General features: G+C 56.6%; 17 protein-coding genes and 1 tRNA gene. 3 read left to right on the top strand and 15 right to left on the bottom strand.

Annotated features, from left to right (window positions below):
- Positions 1-4: 4 nt before the first annotated feature.
- From AABO57_06150 to AABO57_06140, 3 genes are read right to left on the bottom strand one after another with little or no spacing between them, the layout of a single operon-like run.
- A complete protein-coding gene (locus tag AABO57_06150; GenBank protein MEK6285304.1) occupies positions 5-1546 on the bottom strand; it encodes a HEAT repeat domain-containing protein in 1542 nt (513 codons plus the stop codon).
- A 23-nt stretch (positions 1547-1569) separates the two neighbouring features.
- Positions 1570-2391 carry a hypothetical protein gene (locus AABO57_06145; protein MEK6285303.1) on the bottom strand — a complete coding sequence of 274 codons (822 nt, stop codon included), beginning with the start codon at positions 2389-2391 and terminating at the stop codon, positions 1570-1572.
- A complete protein-coding gene (locus AABO57_06140; protein MEK6285302.1) occupies positions 2388-2981 on the bottom strand; it encodes a sigma-70 family RNA polymerase sigma factor in 594 nt (197 codons plus the stop codon). Before AABO57_06140 ends, AABO57_06145 begins: the two co-directional genes overlap by 4 nt.
- Before the next feature lie 533 nt (positions 2982-3514).
- Between AABO57_06140 and AABO57_06135 the strand changes: the two genes are divergently transcribed.
- Positions 3515-3599, top strand: a tRNA-Ser gene (locus AABO57_06135).
- Positions 3600-3790: 191 nt separating this feature from the next.
- Here AABO57_06135 and AABO57_06130 read toward each other — a convergent pair.
- From AABO57_06130 to lexA, 10 genes are all read right to left on the bottom strand, one after another.
- Complete coding sequence (locus tag AABO57_06130) at positions 3791-5023, bottom strand: tetratricopeptide repeat protein (protein MEK6285301.1); 1233 nt, start codon at positions 5021-5023, stop codon at positions 3791-3793.
- Positions 5024-5270: 247 nt separating this feature from the next.
- Positions 5271-6698, bottom strand: coding sequence for a Fic family protein (locus AABO57_06125; GenBank protein ID MEK6285300.1), 1428 nt, complete (start codon positions 6696-6698; stop codon positions 5271-5273).
- A gap of 44 nt (positions 6699-6742) precedes the next feature.
- Entirely contained in the window at positions 6743-7972 is a 1230-nt protein-coding gene (locus AABO57_06120; protein ID MEK6285299.1) for a glycine C-acetyltransferase, read from the bottom strand.
- An 89-nt stretch (positions 7973-8061) separates the two neighbouring features.
- The gene (locus tag AABO57_06115) at positions 8062-9237 is read right to left on the bottom strand and encodes an alcohol dehydrogenase catalytic domain-containing protein (GenBank protein ID MEK6285298.1); all 1176 of its coding nucleotides are present in this window, start codon (positions 9235-9237) and stop codon (positions 8062-8064) included.
- A gap of 42 nt (positions 9238-9279) precedes the next feature.
- On the bottom strand, positions 9280-9678 hold the full coding sequence (locus AABO57_06110) for an MmcQ/YjbR family DNA-binding protein (protein MEK6285297.1): 399 nt from the start codon (positions 9676-9678) through the stop codon (positions 9280-9282).
- An 11-nt stretch (positions 9679-9689) separates the two neighbouring features.
- A complete protein-coding gene (locus AABO57_06105) occupies positions 9690-10250 on the bottom strand; it encodes a Uma2 family endonuclease (protein ID MEK6285296.1) in 561 nt (186 codons plus the stop codon).
- A gap of 92 nt (positions 10251-10342) precedes the next feature.
- Positions 10343-11353 (bottom strand): L-threonylcarbamoyladenylate synthase, encoded by a 1011-nt coding sequence (locus tag AABO57_06100; GenBank protein ID MEK6285295.1) that lies wholly within the window; start codon positions 11351-11353, stop codon positions 10343-10345.
- 89 nt (positions 11354-11442) lie between these two features.
- Complete coding sequence (gene thrS, locus AABO57_06095) at positions 11443-13227, bottom strand: threonine--tRNA ligase (GenBank protein MEK6285294.1); 1785 nt, start codon at positions 13225-13227, stop codon at positions 11443-11445.
- Positions 13228-13443: 216 nt separating this feature from the next.
- Positions 13444-14769, bottom strand: a complete 1326-nt coding sequence (locus AABO57_06090; GenBank protein MEK6285293.1) for a carboxymuconolactone decarboxylase family protein — start codon at positions 14767-14769, stop codon at positions 13444-13446.
- 121 nt (positions 14770-14890) lie between these two features.
- Positions 14891-15499, bottom strand: a complete 609-nt coding sequence (gene lexA, locus AABO57_06085) for a transcriptional repressor LexA (GenBank protein MEK6285292.1) — start codon at positions 15497-15499, stop codon at positions 14891-14893.
- A gap of 447 nt (positions 15500-15946) precedes the next feature.
- Between lexA and AABO57_06080 the strand changes: the two genes are divergently transcribed.
- Both AABO57_06080 and AABO57_06075 read left to right on the top strand, forming a co-directional pair.
- A complete protein-coding gene (locus AABO57_06080) occupies positions 15947-16261 on the top strand; it encodes a hypothetical protein (GenBank protein ID MEK6285291.1) in 315 nt (104 codons plus the stop codon).
- Positions 16262-16283: 22 nt separating this feature from the next.
- The gene (locus AABO57_06075; GenBank protein MEK6285290.1) at positions 16284-16442 is read left to right on the top strand and encodes a hypothetical protein; all 159 of its coding nucleotides are present in this window, start codon (positions 16284-16286) and stop codon (positions 16440-16442) included.
- A gap of 118 nt (positions 16443-16560) precedes the next feature.
- Here the strand turns inward: AABO57_06075 and AABO57_06070 are convergent, their stop codons facing one another.
- Positions 16561-17055: an EVE domain-containing protein gene (locus AABO57_06070; GenBank protein ID MEK6285289.1), complete on the bottom strand. Its 495-nt coding sequence runs from the start codon at positions 17053-17055 to the stop codon at positions 16561-16563.
- 148 nt (positions 17056-17203) lie between these two features.
- Complete coding sequence (locus tag AABO57_06065; protein ID MEK6285288.1) at positions 17204-17578, bottom strand: VOC family protein; 375 nt, start codon at positions 17576-17578, stop codon at positions 17204-17206.
- Positions 17579-17588 lie beyond the last annotated feature (10 nt).

The following is a 17588-nucleotide window of genomic DNA, read 5'->3' as shown; positions in this document are numbered from 1 at the left end:
CAGTCTACTTCAGAACATCTTCAAGAAACTTCAACGCATCAGGGTCGCGGCTCTGACCCAGCCAGAAAATCGCTTCCTTGCGCGCCTGAACCGAAGAATCGCCCTTGGCGATGGTCATCAGCTTCTGCAATGCGCGCTTCTTGCCGGTTTGCCCGAGCGAGAAGATGAGTTTCTTTTTGACTTCGTCGTTCTTTTCGGTGTCATACAACTGGATCAGTAGATCAGCGCCCTGATCGCCGCCGGTCTGCCCGATCCAGAACACCGCCTCGCCTCGTAGCGCGGAACTGTCTCCGCTGCGCGCGATGTCCATGAGCTTCGACTTGGCGCGCGCGTTGTTCATCTGTGACATTGAGAAGATGACCTTCTTGCGAATCTCGACGTCGGTGTCGGCGTCATAGATCTTGATCAACTCGTCGGCGTTTTGTTCGTCGCCTCGCTGCCCGAGCCAGAAGATCGCTTCCTTGCGGATTTCGGGATCGGCGCCGGAGCGAGCGATCTCGCTGAGCTTGGTTCGGGCTTGCGCTGTGCCGCGTTGCGAGAGCGCGAACACAACCTTCTTTCGAATCTGCGCGTCGGGATCGGACTCGAAAATCTTGATCAGCTCGCCGTCAACCGCTTCGCCTCCGCGTTGGCCCAGCCAGAAGATCGCTTCCTCGCGCACTCTGCGTGACGTTGCGCTACGAGCAAGCTCGCTCAGAAGCGCGCCGGCTCGCGCGCTTCCGTGCTGGGATATCGCGAACACCGCCGCTTTGTTCACTTCAGTGTCTGTAGAACTTGTCGCCAGCTCCTTGAGCAGGTCGAGCACGCCTTCGTCGTTAGTCTGTCCCAGCCAGAAGATCGCAGACTTGCGGAGATGCGCGTCTGTTTCATTACGGACGATCCCGAGCAGCAAGTCTGAACCGGCCTTGGTGTGATGCTGGCCCAGCAGGCTGACTGCCGCCTCCTTCACGCGCTTGCTGGCTCTGGAGTCGCGCTTCAAGAGATCGGCGGCGATGGCAGCGCCTCGCTCGGGATTACCCTGGAAAATACTTTGCAGCGCTACGATCTTGGTCTCCTCGTCGTAGTTGTCCAGACTGCCCGGAGTCTGCCTATTGGGTAGCGCCGAAGCGAGCTCGATTCGCATCGAGCTTGCGTCGTCTTTCCATTTCGATCTTGGGTACTCGTTGATCAGCCTCTCAAGAGAGCGATCCGCTTCCTGATACTTCTCTTGCTTCTTCAAGGCGAAAGCGAGCCAGTAGAGCGCGGCGTCGGTATCCTTGCCCTTCGGATATCTGCTGATGTATTCGCGGAACTTCGTCGCGGCCTTCTCCCAGGATTCATCGCCAATGAGGTCTCGCCCTTCGCGGAAGATCTTCATCTCGGCGTCCGAGGCGTTGGACGTTTGAACCAGCCTGTTGAGCTTCTCCAGCTCCTGTGTGTAGCGAGCGGCGCTGCTGTTGCGGGGCAGCACGAGCAGACTGCTCAAGCTGAGCGCGATGATAAGAAGCGGGATCAAACGAGATGGTCTCAGCCCGGCTAGATTTGGAACGGTAATAATGCGAATCATTTTCTCTCCTTGAAATTCCCGTTTTAGAAAACCTGGCTCAGAGTCGGCGCCGAATAAATCTGCAGCGCGGAGATAATCTCTTTCTTTTGCATCCGCTCTTTGATTGAGCGCACGTCGTCGCCGGAAGGTCTGTCGGACAAATTTGCTATGTCGAGCAGGAACGGCTCCAGGCCGCCCAGCAAATCTTCAACTGGCATATTGCCTTTCGCTTCCGCGTCGCGGCGCAGAAGAACGTTTTTGTAAAGCAACTCTCTCGACCCCTGCCTCTCGTAGGAAAGATCAGCGCCAGGCCGCGAACCGGAGTTGCGAGTGTTGTCGCGAGTGTTTCTGAAGGATCGTAGCAACAACTGGGCCCGCTCGATGTGACGAGCCGTCTCCACGTCAATGAACGGATTGATGAGTGGCCGGCGTTCGGCGATCGAGCTCGAATCGACGACCGGCAAACTTTCCACAAACCGTTCCTCAGAAGGTCTGCGATGAGACTTTCGCGGGGCCCTGACAGTCGTTGCCGCGCTTGGCAGGTGCTCCGGTTCCTTCACAGTCGCCAACAGGTCTTGAGGCTTGTCCCGCCTCTCTGCCGGGCGATCGTCGTTGGAGGACAACCCGGGCGGATCGATGATGCCCCTGTTCTGAACTTTGAAAATCCATAGTCCCGCCAACACCATCAGAATCGCTGCCGCTGCCGCGGCTAACCGAATCCATCCAGTTCGCCTGTTAAACAAGCGCGAATCGAGGACCGGGCTTAGCTGCTGAGGTTGATAGCGATACTTGCCGAGCACTCTTTCGAGGCGTTCAACTTCCAGATCGGGCTCGCCGGATCGGTCCCACAGATAATCGTCGTTCATAGTTGCTTCTCCATTCCCAACTTTTCACGGAGCAGCTTCATGCCGCGGTGTAGATTCACTCGGACTGAGGCCGGAGTAAGACCGGTGCGGTCCGCGATTTCAGGTCCGGTCATTCCTTCAACCAGTCTCAAGACCAGTGTCTCGCGGTAAGCTTCCGGTAGCCCGCAGATCTGTCCGAGCACGTTAGCGGCTTCGCGGTCCGATTCGGAGCGGTTTTGCGTTGCGAGGTCTTCGTTCAACTCTTCGGTCTCACGTTTTCGCCGGTGGAAATCCATAGCGCGGTTGCGCGCAATCATCGCCAGCCAGCCTCCGAAGGCTCGGTCGTCGCGTAGCGTATCGAGCTTCTTGAGAGTGATGAGGAAGACGTCTTGCACAAGATCATCGACCTCGCTCCACGGCACGCGAGCCAGCAGTATCCCGTGCACCATCGGCGCGTAGAGGCTGTACAGTTTGGCGAACGCCTCATGCTCACCGTGACGCACAGCCTTCAGCAACAAGGCTTCTTCCGAGATTTCCGTCACGGGAGCCCGGGCCGCTGGCTGAGTTTGTTGAGCCACGAGGAGTAGGCCGTTACTATCAATCTTGTACATCCTTTATCTTGTCCGGCCATTAAGACGCGAAATGGCGGACGACCGTTAACAAGGCATTGAACAACGTGCTGAGATTCGATTGTTCATCCATGCGCTTGAAACGCGCCAGGCGGTTAGCGGCCTTCGAGCCGGATTGTCTAACTAAGCGGTATTAGTTTGAATATTTACGTGACAGTAGAAACCGAAGTTCAGTTGCTTGCAAACTGGGTACTTCTCTTTGCTTTTCCGGTTGGCCTGATTCTCAGCCATAGACGGCTTTGATATAGTCGCGAGCAACTCGGCAACCATGAGGGAATTTGGATTGTGGCTGTCAAATAACCTCCTCTTCTTCTCTGGTTGAGGGACACAACCAGTTGAAGGGACGCAGAAAACGGGAAGGGACACTCGCCCGAGTCTCCCTTCCCGTTATTTTTTTGTTCACGACCTGAGAACGCAGAGGTTGCGCAGAGAATGATTCAAACTAAGACATCACTTGGCAGCAGCGAATCTTGAAATGAGCGCGAGGGCTCACCTATACTCTCTTCGGTTATCGAGGAGGGGTATCCTAATGGTAAGGAAGCGGTCTTGAAAACCGCCGGGCGAAAGCCCTTGCAGGTTCGAGTCCTGTCCCCTCCGCCACTTCACATCAACCGTTCAAGCGATCGCCGCCGCCGCCGCCTATCCACAGGAGCCAAACTGCCGGTCTTCAAACATCGCGCTAAAAGCGAAGGGCGGCTCGCGCCGCCTTCAAGAATCTCATCTCACCCCGTTCGGTCTTAGGCTTTAGGCTTTGAGCTTCTTCTTAGCTTCCGGATACGCAAGCGCCCTTTCTAACGTGAGCTGATTGTATTCGGTAATCTCTTTGTAGAGCTTCTGAGCATTGGCGGCGTCGCCGGTCTTCTCATAAGCGCGCCCAGCAAGAGCTTGTGGAACGGATCAGTAAGGTCGGTCTGCTTGAGCTCTTCGACCGCTTTAGCATAGTCTCCTGCTTCGAGCCTCAAGTAACCGGCCAGATAATGGTACGACGGCCAGAACTGCTCGCCCTCTTTGCCGCCGTCTTCGATCATCTTCTTTATCAGCTCGGCTTCTTTCCAGGCTTCTTCGCGCTTGCCCATCTTCGCCAGTGCGCGAGCCTTGCCGTGATGAAGCCGGCCCAGCCAGATCTTCTTCTGCGTCTCGTCAAGTGTGCTGCCCGGTATCGTGTCGTAGCCTTTCGCGTAAGCCTTGATCGCATCCTCGGCCTTGCCGAACTCCAAATGCAATCGCGCGATTGAATTCCAGATGAGCACCGCGGGGAAGTTTTGCTGTTGCGTCGAGGCCTGGTAATCCGCGACGTAACCTTCGAGCGTCTTAACCGCTGACTTGATGTCGCCCTGATAGATGTACGCGAGCGCGAGCCCGTAGTTGGGACCGAACGGCGCGCTGCCTTTCACCTGCTTGGCCAGCGAGGCGTTGAACATCTCGCGGGCCTTGGCGGAGTTGCCCTTCAGCAGTTCAATGTTGCCGAGGAACGTGTAAACGCGCGGCGTGCTGCCATCGATTCTGAGCGCTCTCTCGAAAGCCGCCTTCGCTTCGTCGAGCCTTCCAAGATTGGTGTACACCTGACCGAGCAGCATCTGGACCATTCGCTCGTCGGGGTATTGCTTCGCGAGGTCGAGGAAGATCGTAAGCGCTTCACTCAGCTTCTGAGCGCGAGTGAGCAGCACGGCCTCGATGTACCGGCGCTCGCCGTCCGAAGCGTTCTTTGCAAGCTCGACCGCCTTTTCGCTGTTTTGCTTCACCTCGTCGGGCGTAGCACTGGTCGTGGCAAGCAGATAGTAGCCAAACGCGAATTTGGGATCGGCCTCGACCGATTTCTTTGCAAGCGTGTTCACGTCAGGCCCGAATTGAAACGTCTCGATCCGGTTGACGATCTGCGTAACGTAGTCTTTCGCTTCTCTTGAACTGGTTGTGAACTCGATCCTCTTGTTGCCTTCAGATACTCTCGACGCGAGAGCATTCGAGGCGGCGAGCATAGTGAGAATCAGAACGGCAAAGATGCCGCGCGAGTAGTTGGGTTTCATCCTTTACTCCTTATTGAGAAAACTATTGTTAAGGCACACTTCGAATCCGACATCGAAGTCGGTTTGTTGATATTGAACGGATAGACTTTGATTAAACGACAAGAAAAGGGACGAAGTTTCTTGAGAGATCGTCGTGAAGCCGCCGAAATGCTGCATCAAGGGCGATCGACATAGCCGCTGCGACGATTCAATTCTTTGAACTCGGGAGCCGCGTGATTTCTGCTAACCGTGCTTGAATAGCAGACTCTTACTCTTGTGGATTGCGTAAGGCTGCGGCGCGAGTGGATAACTCATTCAGCGCTTCCGCGATCAGCTTTTCGCTCCAAACCGAGAGTCGCATGCGAACTGAGACGGTTGGCTCAGGTGACAACTCTGAGACCGCGGCTTCAAAAACGTCGTCGGAATCAAGGCTTCGGATCAATACGTTATCTGCGCCTTTAGCGTCGTTCGGCACCTCGACCTGGAATCTGCGTTGAACCGACGCGCGGAATGGATCCGCAGACGAGAGTGCGAACCCCCCTGCTCTGTTTTCCCGCACGCGATAGCCTATTCGAAGTGGCGCGCGGTAGTCGGACAGCACGCTTCCGATCGAGACCACGTTTGGCTGATCAACCGAGTCCAATCTCTCATTTATCCTGTCCCTGAAGGCGTTGAACAGGCTGGTTGCAATACCATCGGAAAAGTCTCGAGCGTCGGTTTGCGCTTTCTCTCTCAAATACAGGCCGGTGAGCTCATTCAGCGCTGCTTCCAAATTCGGCGCCTTGGCAGCTTTGAAGCTATCCTCGGTGAGCCGAATGGTGTCTATCGCCTTTTCAAGAATGAAGTCCACGAATCTTTGGACGTCACCGCTGTCAGCAGCCTCCAAGGCAGGCAGGTACTCGGCATCACCCTTTAGAATCAACAATGGGATTGACTCTGCTCGGTACGTGAACACTGACGCTAGCGCCCTCGCGACTCTTCCATTGCCATCGGCAAACGGGTGCACTGAAACGAACGCATAGTGTGCGTAAGCCGCCTGGATGATTGGGTGCGCCGCATTGAACGCCTCACTGCGAAGCTCTTCGCAGAGCCTGTGCATCTCCGCTGGCGTGAGGTCGACCGGTGACCATGAGTGGATCGAGCCGTCACGCTGCACGACATGGTTTGGATTCTGTTTGTATTCCCCCTTAGGCAACGGCTGGTGCTGTTTACCGATTGATGTTTGGACTTCATACGTATCCTGCGACTCGCATACCACTTCGTGAAGTTTACGAATCCAGGCCTCCGCGATGGGGATCTCTTGCGTTGCGAAATCCAAAACGTAGTCATACGCCTTCAGTTGCGATTCAAACAACGCGCGCGCGTTGGCTCCTCTCTGCTCGACCAGGCTCTCCCAGGCAGTTACTTCCATTGCCACAGTCAACGTGAATCCCCGATCAGTTGGGTAAAGCCCTTCGATGGCCCCTGTGTCCCAAGCGGCAGCCCTCTTAACCACCTCAAGCGCGCGCGGGAGAAGATCAGGTGAGGTGGCTCGCAGCTTACGAATAGCCTCGGCGTAGCGCTCCCACCTCTGCGAGTCGACAGTGGACTTGGCCAACCATTCCGCGAACGACGGAAACGGCTTGTAACGCGCATCAGCTTCACGAGGATCAAACGTCCGCGTTGCTTCTTCTCGGACTTCATTTAGCGGATCCATCTCTAACCTCTATTCAATGAAGCGTCCTCGAAACGTATTCCCAGCTAGAGCACACCAAGAGCCTTGCCAACCTTATCAAATGCATCAAGCGCACGGTCGAGATCTTCGCGTGTGTGGGCCGCTGAGATCTGTGCCCTCAAGCGAGCTTCGCCTTTGGGTACGACCGGGTACCAGAGGCCTTTGATGTATACACCTTCCTTCAACAACTCCTGGCTCATGTCCTGCGCAAGCGCGGCTTCGCCTAGCATCACCGGTACAATCGGGTGCCGGCCCTCAATGATCTTGAAGCCCAGCCGCACGATCTCGCGACGGAAGTAGTCGGTGTTCTCGCGGAGTTGCTCGACGATTGAAGGATTCTTCTCGATCAAGTCGATCGCTTCAATTGACGCTACAACGACCGAAGGCGGCATCGTGTTCGAGAATGTGTAAGGCCGCGATTTCTGGCGGAGGAATTCGATCAACGGAGTTCGTCCCGCGATGAACCCACCACACGCCCCGCCCAGCGCTTTCCCAAAAGTTCCGGTGATGACGTCGACCTTGCCGTACACGCCAAGTTCTTCGATGGTGCCGCGACCGGTCTTTCCCAACGCGCCGGTCGCGTGAGATTCGTCCACAAACAGCAGCGCGTTATGCTCATTTGCGAGTGCAACAAGTTCAGGCAACGGCGCGAGCAAGCCTTCCATCGAGAACACCCCGTCGGACGCGATGATCTTGATGCGATAATTCTTGCCGCGGTCCTCTTCGAGCATCTCGCGCAGATGATTCACATCGCCGTTTCGATAAAGGCGCGACACCGTCTGCTTGGCCACGGCCCTGCAGAGACGAACGCCGTCGATGATGCTCGCGTGATTGAGCTGATCGCTGTAGATGACGTCCTGGTAGTCGCTCTGCCCGAAATCGTTCGCGAGCAGCGCGGTGAAGAAGGCTTCGTTCGCGGCGAAGCACGACGAGTGAAGAATCGCCGCTTCGCAACCGACAAACTGCGCTATGCGGCGTTCGAGCTCGATATGAATGGGCTCGGTCCCGCAAAGGAATCGCACTGACGAAAGTCCGTAGCCCCACTCGTCGATTCCGCGGTGTGCGGCTGCTTTGATGCGAGGATGATTCGCAAGCCCGAGGTAGTTGTTGGACGCGAGCATCACCACCCGGTGGCCTTCAACGATGACCTCGCCACCCTGCTCGCTCTCGAGCGGGACTTCGTACTTGAAGGTCTTTGCCTCTTTGATGTTTTCAAGTTCGCGATTGAGTGTTGAGTAAAGCTCAGTGGGATTCATTCAGGTCTCCTTTGATCAAGACGACCGATGACCGACGACGGAAGACCGACGGCCTCCGTCGCTCGTCCACCGTCGGCGGTCATTCGCTCTCACTTGCTCGTCCGGTCTGGCGTAAGCAGAAGCTTGACCGCCTCGTGGTTCCGCACCAGCTCGAAGCCTCGCTCGAAATCTGAAAGCGGCACTGCCTCACGCGAGATGATCTGTTCGAGTCTTGCCTTCAATCCCGACTTCTCCGTCGCCAACAAGTCCAGCATTGCGTACCAGGTCTCGAACAGCCGTCTGCCGAAGATGCCTCGAATCGTAACGCCTTTCCACACCGCGTACTTCCCAAAATCAAAAGACCTCAACGGGCGCGCGGGAATTCCAAGAAGCAGAATCTGTCCGCCGTTTTTAACCATCGCCCCTGCGTCGTTGTAGGCTGATTCGGCTCCGCTCATCTCGAGCACGACGTCGATGCCGCCACCGTGCTCGTTGCGGGCGCGCTCCATCAACTTTTGTTTCTGGCCTGGCATCGCCTCTTCGTTGGTGTCGAAGCAGAAATCAGCGCCAAGCTCGCGCGCGGTCTTGAATCGCGCCGCCAGCCGGCTCGCATCGAAGCGTCCGCGAGGATCGGAAAAGTCGGTGACGTATATTCTGGTAGCGCCAAGCGTTCGCGCGACTGCGGTGGCCATCAGTCCCTGAGCGCCGCATCCCAGGATCGCTACAGTCTTCCCTTCGACGTCGCCTTCCATCACCGTGTGCACAGCATTTCCCAGCGCGTCAAGAAAAGCTCCAAAGCGCGGCGGGATGACTTCTCGTCCCCCGAAGCGTTCGAGGTTTACGACGTTGCTTGCGGGCACGACTACGTACTCGGCGAACGCGCCGTCGAGATGCAGCCCTTTGACGCGGATGTTCTTGCAGATGTGCTGGCGGCCAGTTCGGCACTGCTGGCAATGGCCGCAGAAAATGTGCATCTCACTGGTGACATAATCACCCTGCCTGGCGATTCCGGCCGGAACGTCTTCGCCGACTTCAACTACTTCGCCGCAGAACTCGTGACCGACTACGATTGGCTGATAACGCGACACGTCGCCGCCGTTGTAGGTCAGCATCTCATCGCGCATCCCCGGCTTCGATGTGATCTGATAAATGCTCTGGTCGGTGCCGCAGATTGACGCTGCTTCGACGCGAATCTTCACTTCCGAATGTCCCACCCGCGGCTCGGGTTGGTCAGTGACGAACTCGAGCCCGTCTTCAGTGAGGCTCTGTTTCTTGAGTGCTTGCATTCGTGCTCCCGTTGTTGATGCCAACCCGAAGTTGCCGGCAGCCTACTTCTTTCGCGGCGGCTTCGGCTTGGCGGCTGCTTTATTGCTCGCGCCAAGTTCTGCGTGCGCCTTCCTGGTTAGCTTCGCAAAGATCATCTCATATGAATTCTTGATCAGCGGTTTGATTTCAGAATCGCCAAGCGCGTCCAGGCTTTCAAGCATCACCCATTTGTTCCGCGCCGTATAGGGCGCGGGTATGATGCCCTCGAGTTCGATCAACTCGTCAAACTTCTCAGGGGTGCACTTGAACGAGAAAGAATGTGGTGGATCGAGGCTTATCCCGGCGAATATTTTTCCCGAGATTCGAAACAGCAGATCGTTGCCCCACTGAATGTCCTCTGTTGCGTGCGGAAGAGAGAGGCAGTAGTTTCGGATCGAGTCGATGTCCATCAGAGGATGCACGCGGGCGGTTCTCAAATTCTGAACAAGTCAGTCAGCTTCAAACGGAATCCGGGGAGTACCGACGAGGTCAATTCATCATCGCCGCTGAAGGTAGCAGCCAATTCCAGTCCTGATTTACCAAGTTCGTAAATCTCCACTGCTCTATTTACCAAGTCAATGAGCCAATACTCTTTAACGCCAAATCGGCCGTAAAGGCGTCGTTTGATCGTTCGGTCTCGACGCTCATTCTCAGCGCCCGGAGAAATGATCTCAATCACGAGATCAGGCGCGTCCGTGAATCGCTCGCCGGAAATAATTTGTGCGCGACGCTCATTGCTGACGAATACAATGTCTGGAATAACGCCGTTGAAATCATCAAAGGTCACGCCCGGCCCGGGCACAATCAAACCAATCGGGTTGCGCATCAGAAAGACATCGATCCCGGTCAGCAGATTCCGAAACACGAGTTGGTGAGTGATGCTGGGCGCACGAGACATGTAAATCTCCCCCTCGATGAGTTCATATCGGTTTCCATCCTCTGGCATGAGATCGAGATCTTCGATAGTCAGAACAGGTTGTATCTGTGTGGTCATGCACGCCTCCGTGCTTGCGATTCTTCCGCAAGCGAGCCGTGGTCATATTATCACAAAACCGTAAGCCGAGCCGCAGCCTACGGAATCATTAGTCATCGGCCATCATCTTGCCACGCGGCCCTGCGAAGCCGATCCATAACGGCCGCCCCTTCACCAGCCTCACTGATGCCTTCGACCACAACCACGCGGGTGTTCTTATCATCAAGCTCGCGTAACGCGGCGTAGATGGAATGAGCATAGTCTTTCGCACTGTTTTCCAGGCGAATCTTTGAGAGGTTCGGGTCATCGATCGCGACTGCCGAGTGACCTACGAGCCCCACGCTGCCTTCTTTCAGATGCTCTTTGCAAATGCCTTCAATCAAGCCTGCCGAGCCGTGCTCGACTAGGATCACCTGGGCGCGAGGGCTGTAGTGTCGATGCCGGGTGCCCGGCGAGCGCCGCAGTTCTTCTCCGGACGTCGCTTGCTCCACCGGTCCAATGACCGCCATCAACATCTCGCGGGTTATCCAGCCCGGCCGCAGGATCATTGGTGGATCGGAAGTCATATCAAGCACCGTCGATTCGATCCCGATGTTCGTAGTTCCGCCGTCGAGAATCATATCGATTCGCCCGCCCAGATCTTCGAGCACGTGCGCTGCGGTCGTTGGGCTCGGTCTTCCAGATGCGTTAGCGCTCGGCGCGGCAATGGGAGTGCGCGAGGAGCGAATCAGGGCGAGGGCGATTGTGTTCCTGGGCATTCGCACGGCAACCGTCGATAAGCCCGCCGATGCCGAGGGCGCGACTTCCGGCTTTCGCTCGAGCACCAAAGTCAGCGGGCCTGGCCAGAATTTATCCATCAGCCGCTCGGCGTTTTTGCTTACACCGCTTGCTGCGAGGTCAACCATATCGCGGCTACTGACGTGAACTATCAGCGGATTGTCGGCGGGTCTGCCCTTTGCTTCGAAGATCTTCTCGACCGCGCTCTGGTTCATCGCATCGGCGCCCAGTCCGTACACGGTTTCGGTTGGGAAGGCGACCAGACCCCCGTTTCGAATGATCGACGCCGCCCGTTCGATTGCTTCCTGTTGAGGGTGCTCAGGGTCTAGATGGATGGCCTGGGTCATTGCGTGAAGGTCCGCCGGAGTTCAGAGTACAAGCTTTAGCTTGCTAGCCACTACAACAGCAAGCTAAAGCTTGTACTCTGAACTCCAGACTAATAGTCAAAGCTCGCTTCGACCTTTATCCGGGCGACGAACTCTTCAAGCGGTACGGCGCCCTCGTCGCCCTTCTCGCGCGAGCGAACAGCCACCGCGCGCGACTCGGCTTCCTTCGCGCCGGTGACCAGCATGTACGGAACCTTCTCGAGCTGCGCGTCGCGAATCTTGGCGCCGATCTTATCGTCGCGCACGTCCAACTCGACGCGAATCTCTTCGGCGAGCAATCGCTCGTAGACCTCGCGCGCATAGTCGGCGGTCTTCTCCGATATCGACAGCACCTTCGCCTGCACCGGCGCGAGCCACACCGGAAACGCTCCGGCGTAATGCTCGATCAGGATGCCTACGAACCGCTCCAACGAGCCGTAGATGGCGCGATGAATCACAACCGGAATCGATTCGGCGTTGTGCTCGTTGACGTAGCTCAGCCCGAAGCTCCGCGGAAGCTGAAAATCCAACTGGATCGTGCCGAGCTGGTGCTCGCGTTTTAAGGAGTCCTGGACCATCTGATCGATCTTCGGCCCGTAGAAGTTGGCCTCGCCTTTCTCGACGGTGTATTCGAGATGGTTTTCCTCGAGCGCCTCCGCGAGCAGCTTCTCGGCCCGGTCCCACACCGCCGGATCGCCCATGTGTTTCGACATATCATCGCCGCGAACACTCAGCGTAAAGCGATAACCCATACCGAACGCCTTGTAGACTCGGGCTACCAGCGCGAGCAGCCGGTTCACTTCTTCGCCGATCTGGTCTTCGGTGATGAACAGGTGAGCGTCGTCCTGTTGGAACTGGCGCACGCGGGTTAGGCCAGCCAGCACGCCGGCGCGCTCGTTGCGATGAAGCACGCTATGCTCGGAGAGTCTCAATGGAAGCTCGCGATAACTGCGCCGCTTCGCCCCGAAGATCAGCATGTGGCCCGGGCAATTCATCGGCTTCAACGCGTATTCGTGTTCATCTTCGTGGACGATGAACATGTTCTCTTTGTAGTGAGCCCAGTGCCCGGAAGTCTTGAACAGGTTCTCGCTGAACAGCAGCGGCGCCTTGACCTCGACGTAGCCGTTGTGCGCGAGCAGCCGTCTTATGGTCTCCTGAAGCGTGTGATAGATGACCGTGCCCTTCGGCAGCCAGAACGGCGCGCCCGGCGCCCACTCGTGAGTCATGAAGAGTTCAAGCTCGCGCCCGACCCTTCGATGATCGCGCCGTTTCGCCTCTTCGATGTTGTGCAGGTACTCCTCGAGCTCGTCCCTGGTTGGCCACACCGTGCCGTAGATGCGTTGAAGCATCGGGTTCTTCTCGCTGCCGCGCCAGTAAGCGCCGGCAATCGAAGTGAGCTTGAAGTGTTTGCACTCGCTTGTGCGCCGAACGTGCGGACCCGCGCAAAGATCGGTAAATTCGCCGATCGCGTAAGTCGATACCGTGTCGCCGGGAATGCCATTGATCAATTCGGTTTTGAACTCCTGGTTGTGTGACCCGAAAAAGTCGAGCGCCTTCGATTTATCCCAATTCTCGCGTTTGAACTCGATCCCTCGTTTGACGATCTCGCGCATGCGCTGCTCGATTTCCACCAGGTCCTCGGGCGTGAGCGGCCGCGGCAGCATCATGTCGTAGTAGAAACCGTTCTTGATCGGCGGACCGATGGCGAACTTGGCGTCGGGGAAGATTTGCTGAACAGCCGAAGCCATTATGTGCGAGGTCGAATGTCGCAGGCAGTGCAGCTTGTAGTCGCGCTCGGAAGGGAAGTCCTCGACTCCGAGCGCGAAATCCTCATCGCTATGAAACTCGTCGGCCATCTTAGTGCGTCTCCTCAAAGAGATCAGGCGGGTCTATGCTCGACCCGAAAGGATTATGGTACATCACGACGAGCCAAACAGGCATGTCCGAAGCAGCATTCGATTAGACAAAACCCCAACTGAAGTTGGCGGTGTTGACACAGTCTCTGAACGACTGGGCTAATGGAAAAACTGGGGTCGGTGTCGCTCAGGTTTTGACGCGGATCGGAGCGCTCTTCAATTTCGATTCGCTGGGGTTTCGAAGCCGATCATTCCTTTGTCCAACTGCGCACCAAAGCTATTGAGCGCCATCGCCAGCATCTTGTACGCGCCGACCGTGAATACCAAATCCATCAGTTGCCTCGTATCGAAACGCCTCGCGAGCGCCGTCCAGGTAGCATCACTGATCAGAGCATCGTAGTGCAGCTCATCGACAGCTTTCACGATTGCTCCATCAATCGGTCTCCAGCCCTTAGCGTCCGGTCCTTCTGACAGGCGAGTGATCTCCGCGTCAGTCAAACCCGCGTCCTTGCCAAGGCTCTTATGCGCCGCCCACTCATACTCGCCGCTCGCAAGCCAGGCTATCCGGCAGATCAGCATTTCTCGTTCTCTGGCCGGCAGCGATGACTCTCGCAAGATGTATCTCGCAAAGGCCAGCCACGGTCTGTACATCTGCGGATGACGCGTCAGCGTGCCGTAGACGTTCATAACGTAGCCCCGCTGCTGTTTGAAACCGGACAAAAGCTCGCGTTCGTCATTGGACCAGTCGCTCTCCGGAGTTGGCGGGATCCTCGGTCTCGAGAGCCGAATCGGAATGCCACCTCTGCGGTTCGGCCCGGGTTGGAGCGTGCCGGCTCGAGTTGGAAAACCGGCAGCGTCCTGCTCAAGCCGAACACCGAAGCTGTTGAGCGCCATCGCCAGCATGTGATACCCGCCTACGGTCATCACAAGATCCATCATCTGATGAGTGTCGTAGCGCATTGCCAGACTGTTCCAAGTCGGATCGCTAATGAACATGTTCCGATACAGCTCGTCTGCTGCAAGCACCAGCGAAGCGTCGAACGCATTCCATCCACGTGCTTGCGGCCCTTTGGCTATGCGCTGGATGTCTTCTTTTGTCAGGCCGTTTTGGATTCCGATAGTCGTGCGCGCCGACCATTCGTACTCCCCGCTTGAGAGCCAGGCGATTCGGAGGATGAGAATCTCGCGGTCTCGCGCCGGCACCGTCGAGCCGCGTTGAATGTAGCGGCCGAAGGTAAGACGAGGTGCGAACAGCTTTGGGTGGCGCGCCAGGGTCCCGTAGATGTTCGGCACGGACCCACGTTCCGTCTTGATCGGGGCGAGAAGTTCGCGCTCCACCGCGGTCCAATCTTTTTCCTCGATAGGTTTGATTCTCGGCTCGCGCAAGCGCAACGGCACACCGCCTCGGTTTAGTTGCTTGTTGACAGGCTGCTGAGCCACGACTCGGCGCAAGGAAGTATCCGCGAATGAGAATAGAACGACGCAGAGGAGAGTGGTTCGTGCGCGGCCTATGGCTCGGGGAGTAATGATCGGCTGTTTCATGTCGTCTATTCCGGCTGCATTCGGGGAACCGGATTATAAAACAGTAGGACGCGGTGTTGAAACAGCGCAGTCGGGCAGTGAAGAACGGACGGGAAGCGTCGGGGATCCGGCTTGATTTTCCTCACCGTTTGTACTTACGAATAAGCCCCTTTACGACGCCCTGAATCGTCACGCGATCGGGCGGGCTAACGATGATCGGTTTATATCGCGGGTTAGCCGGCTCGAGTCTTATCTGATTGCGTTCCTTGAAAAAAGTCTTCACCGTCGCGTCGCTCCCATCCACCAGCGCTACGACCATCTCGCCGTTGTTAGCCGTCTGGCGCGACTCGACGATGATGCAGTCGCCTTCGCGTATTTGCTCGCCGATCATCGAATCGCCGCGCACGCGAAGCGCGAACAGGCGCTCGCGGCCCATGAAATCGCGCGGCACGCAGATGGTTTCGTGGCTGAGGATTGCTTCTATCGGTTGGCCGGCTGCGACTACACCCAGCAACGGTATCTCGAAGTCCTGTTCCGAGGCTTCTTCTCTCACGACCTCGATGCCGCGGCTTACGTTCGGGATGCGGCGGATCAGCCCCTCACGTTCCAGTCCCGCTAAAATGTGGTGAACGCTTGCCGGCGAGCTGAGCTTGAATTGTTTGCCGATCTCCGCCATCGTTGGCGCATAGCTGTGCGCATCGGCGTAACGGCAAAGGTAGTCATAGATCTGTCGCTGTCTTGGTGTGACCATATCGCCTCCAGGTAGCACAGACTTCAGTCTGTATAGCAACCCCCGAGGAGTTCAATGTTTGTACGATGATGTCTACCGCCACGGGCCAACTCCGTCAGGAGTTGGATGTACGATTAGACGACTTCGACACCAGCCGACATTTCAACCGGCCGGGGTGAGGACTTGTCGCCGCCGATTACTACAAACATTTGACCACTACGTGGTTGCTGCCCAGACTTCAGTCTGATCTCGTCCGCCCGCATGACTCTGAAGCTCACAGACTAAAGCCCAATTCCTACTTTCGCACCGTCCTGAAAATTCACTGAACATTGTCGAATACCAGCCCCGGTAATGTCAAGAAAAAAGTGCATACGGCGAGCGAAAATAGTTCTTGACAATGTTCAGAGATTTTCGTATATTTTCGGGCACTCCCTATGAGCAGGAAAACGAACTCAAAGGTGATTCGCGATGACTATACAGCAAGCGATAAGAGCGAGATTGAGAATAGAACCAGGCCGAAAGGTAAACACGTTTGGGGGCTGGTGCAGGCGAGACAGGGTTCTGTTGGACGGATACGAGATCGGAAAAATTCAGACGAGGCGCGCGCGCAGCCGCACGGAGATCCTGACCATTGCCTCGGGTGGTTTCGTTCCGGGGCACAATGTTGATTGGCTGGTGGCACAGGCGGGCGAGATCCCCGCTGGCTCGGCGGTTTTCAGGATAGACAGGTCTCGATCGAGGATGGATCGCAAGGTTGCGGTTTTGCGGCGAAGCGCAATGTGACGCATCGCAGCACGAGAGACGGGTGTCAAAGGCGAGCACTCAGAACAAAGAAGAGCGGATTGCGAGGCTCGAAGCTTTGGCTACAGCGGTCGAGCGCTGGCTTGCGGATCCCAGATATGTGACCGAGCAAATGATGATCAAAGCGCTTCGGGAAGTCTACAAACTTGGAAGAGGCACTTGAGGGCTCGCATATCACACGTTCGTGCCCCCGAAGTTAGTCATCGATGCAGCAACGCGTCGAATAGTAGCGAAGGATTGGTTCCCGTTTCTCAACGCCTGCGGGTGACGCAGCCCCCGCGTCATCCCTTGGCCTTTCTTGCGCCAGTGGCTTTGCGCGATCCAAGTTTGATGACGAGCTTGAACTCCTTTTCGGTGACCGATTGAATCGAAAGCCGGCTCCCTTTTCTCAGCAGCATCATGTTCTGCAGTTCCTTCTGCTCTCTCAATTCTGAAAGCGCAACCGGGCGGTTGAGTCTTTGTTTGAACTTCACTCGCACGCAGTACCAGATCGGATTCGCGGGCGTAGCCTTCGGATCGTGGTGCGAGTCGCGCTGGTCAAACTGAGTGGGGTCCGGTTCAGCGCGAGCGCTCACTTCGGCGATACCTACGACGGCGGGCGGCTCGGTGCTCGAGTGATAGAACAGTACTTCGTCGCCAACGCTCATTTCTTTCGTCATGAAGTTTCGCGCCTGGTAGTTTCTCACTCCTTCCCAAAGCGTTGACTTGTCTCTTTTCAGATCATCGATCGAGTATGAGGTTGGTTCGGATTTCATCAACCAGTATCGCTTTGGCATAGTTTCTCCAGACATCTATGAGCCGCTGGGCGGGGCTTGAGGAAATCGTGAAGAGATCTGTATGGCGTCCCTCTGTGGCCGCCCCCCTCACACGATGAAGCCTCTCACGGCCAAGGGGCGCCCACTGTGGGACGCCCATACAAGCTTGCTACTTCGTCGCATCGATCGAGAAATTTGGGTTCTCAATCACGCCCAGTACGTTACCAAACGGGTCGTTGACGGCCGCAACCCGGATGCCGCCGCCGACATTCTGCACCGGACTATGCGCCGAAGCGCCGAGCTCCAGCAGCCGGTTGAAGGCGGCCTCACAATCGCTCACACCCCAATAGGCGCTCACGCCGCCGGCGCCGGTTGTGATGCCGGTCATGTCAGGATCGAGCCCCAGCTCAAAGCCGCCGACGTTGAAACCGACGTAGAACGGCTGATCGAAGTACGGCTCTATTCCAAGCACCGAGCTGTACCAGGCCTTAGCTCGATCCAGCTCATTCACATGATAGATAACCGTTCTGAGTCCTCGAAACATTTCCGCCTCC

Source organism: Acidobacteriota bacterium, from assembly GCA_038040445.1.
GTDB lineage: Bacteria > Acidobacteriota > Blastocatellia > UBA7656 > UBA7656 > Onstottus_A > Onstottus_A frigus.
Note: the sequence above shows the minus strand (reverse complement) of the source record. Positions and strands in the feature narration are given on the sequence as shown.

Bases quoted from the DNA above. Each gene is read 5' to 3' on its own strand.
- AABO57_06150 (MEK6285304.1), bottom strand. From the start codon at position 1,546: ATGATTCGCATTATTACCGTTCCAAATCTAGCCGGGCTGAGACCATCT.
- AABO57_06145 (MEK6285303.1), bottom strand. From the start codon at position 2,391: ATGAACGACGATTATCTGTGGGACCGATCCGGCGAGCCCGATCTGGAA.
- AABO57_06140 (MEK6285302.1), bottom strand. From the start codon at position 2,981: ATGTACAAGATTGATAGTAACGGCCTACTCCTCGTGGCTCAACAAACT.
- AABO57_06130 (MEK6285301.1), bottom strand. From the start codon at position 5,023: ATGAAACCCAACTACTCGCGCGGCATCTTTGCCGTTCTGATTCTCACT.
- AABO57_06125 (MEK6285300.1), bottom strand. From the start codon at position 6,698: ATGGATCCGCTAAATGAAGTCCGAGAAGAAGCAACGCGGACGTTTGAT.
- AABO57_06120 (MEK6285299.1), bottom strand. From the start codon at position 7,972: ATGAATCCCACTGAGCTTTACTCAACACTCAATCGCGAACTTGAAAAC.
- AABO57_06115 (MEK6285298.1), bottom strand. From the start codon at position 9,237: ATGCAAGCACTCAAGAAACAGAGCCTCACTGAAGACGGGCTCGAGTTC.
- AABO57_06105 (MEK6285296.1), bottom strand. From the start codon at position 10,250: ATGACCACACAGATACAACCTGTTCTGACTATCGAAGATCTCGATCTC.
- AABO57_06100 (MEK6285295.1), bottom strand. From the start codon at position 11,353: ATGACCCAGGCCATCCATCTAGACCCTGAGCACCCTCAACAGGAAGCA.
- thrS (MEK6285294.1), bottom strand. From the start codon at position 13,227: ATGGCCGACGAGTTTCATAGCGATGAGGATTTCGCGCTCGGAGTCGAG.
- AABO57_06090 (MEK6285293.1), bottom strand. From the start codon at position 14,769: ATGAAACAGCCGATCATTACTCCCCGAGCCATAGGCCGCGCACGAACC.
- lexA (MEK6285292.1), bottom strand. From the start codon at position 15,499: ATGGTCACACCAAGACAGCGACAGATCTATGACTACCTTTGCCGTTAC.
- AABO57_06080 (MEK6285291.1), top strand. From the start codon at position 15,947: ATGACTATACAGCAAGCGATAAGAGCGAGATTGAGAATAGAACCAGGC.
- AABO57_06070 (MEK6285289.1), bottom strand. From the start codon at position 17,055: ATGCCAAAGCGATACTGGTTGATGAAATCCGAACCAACCTCATACTCG.
- AABO57_06065 (MEK6285288.1), bottom strand. From the start codon at position 17,578: ATGTTTCGAGGACTCAGAACGGTTATCTATCATGTGAATGAGCTGGAT.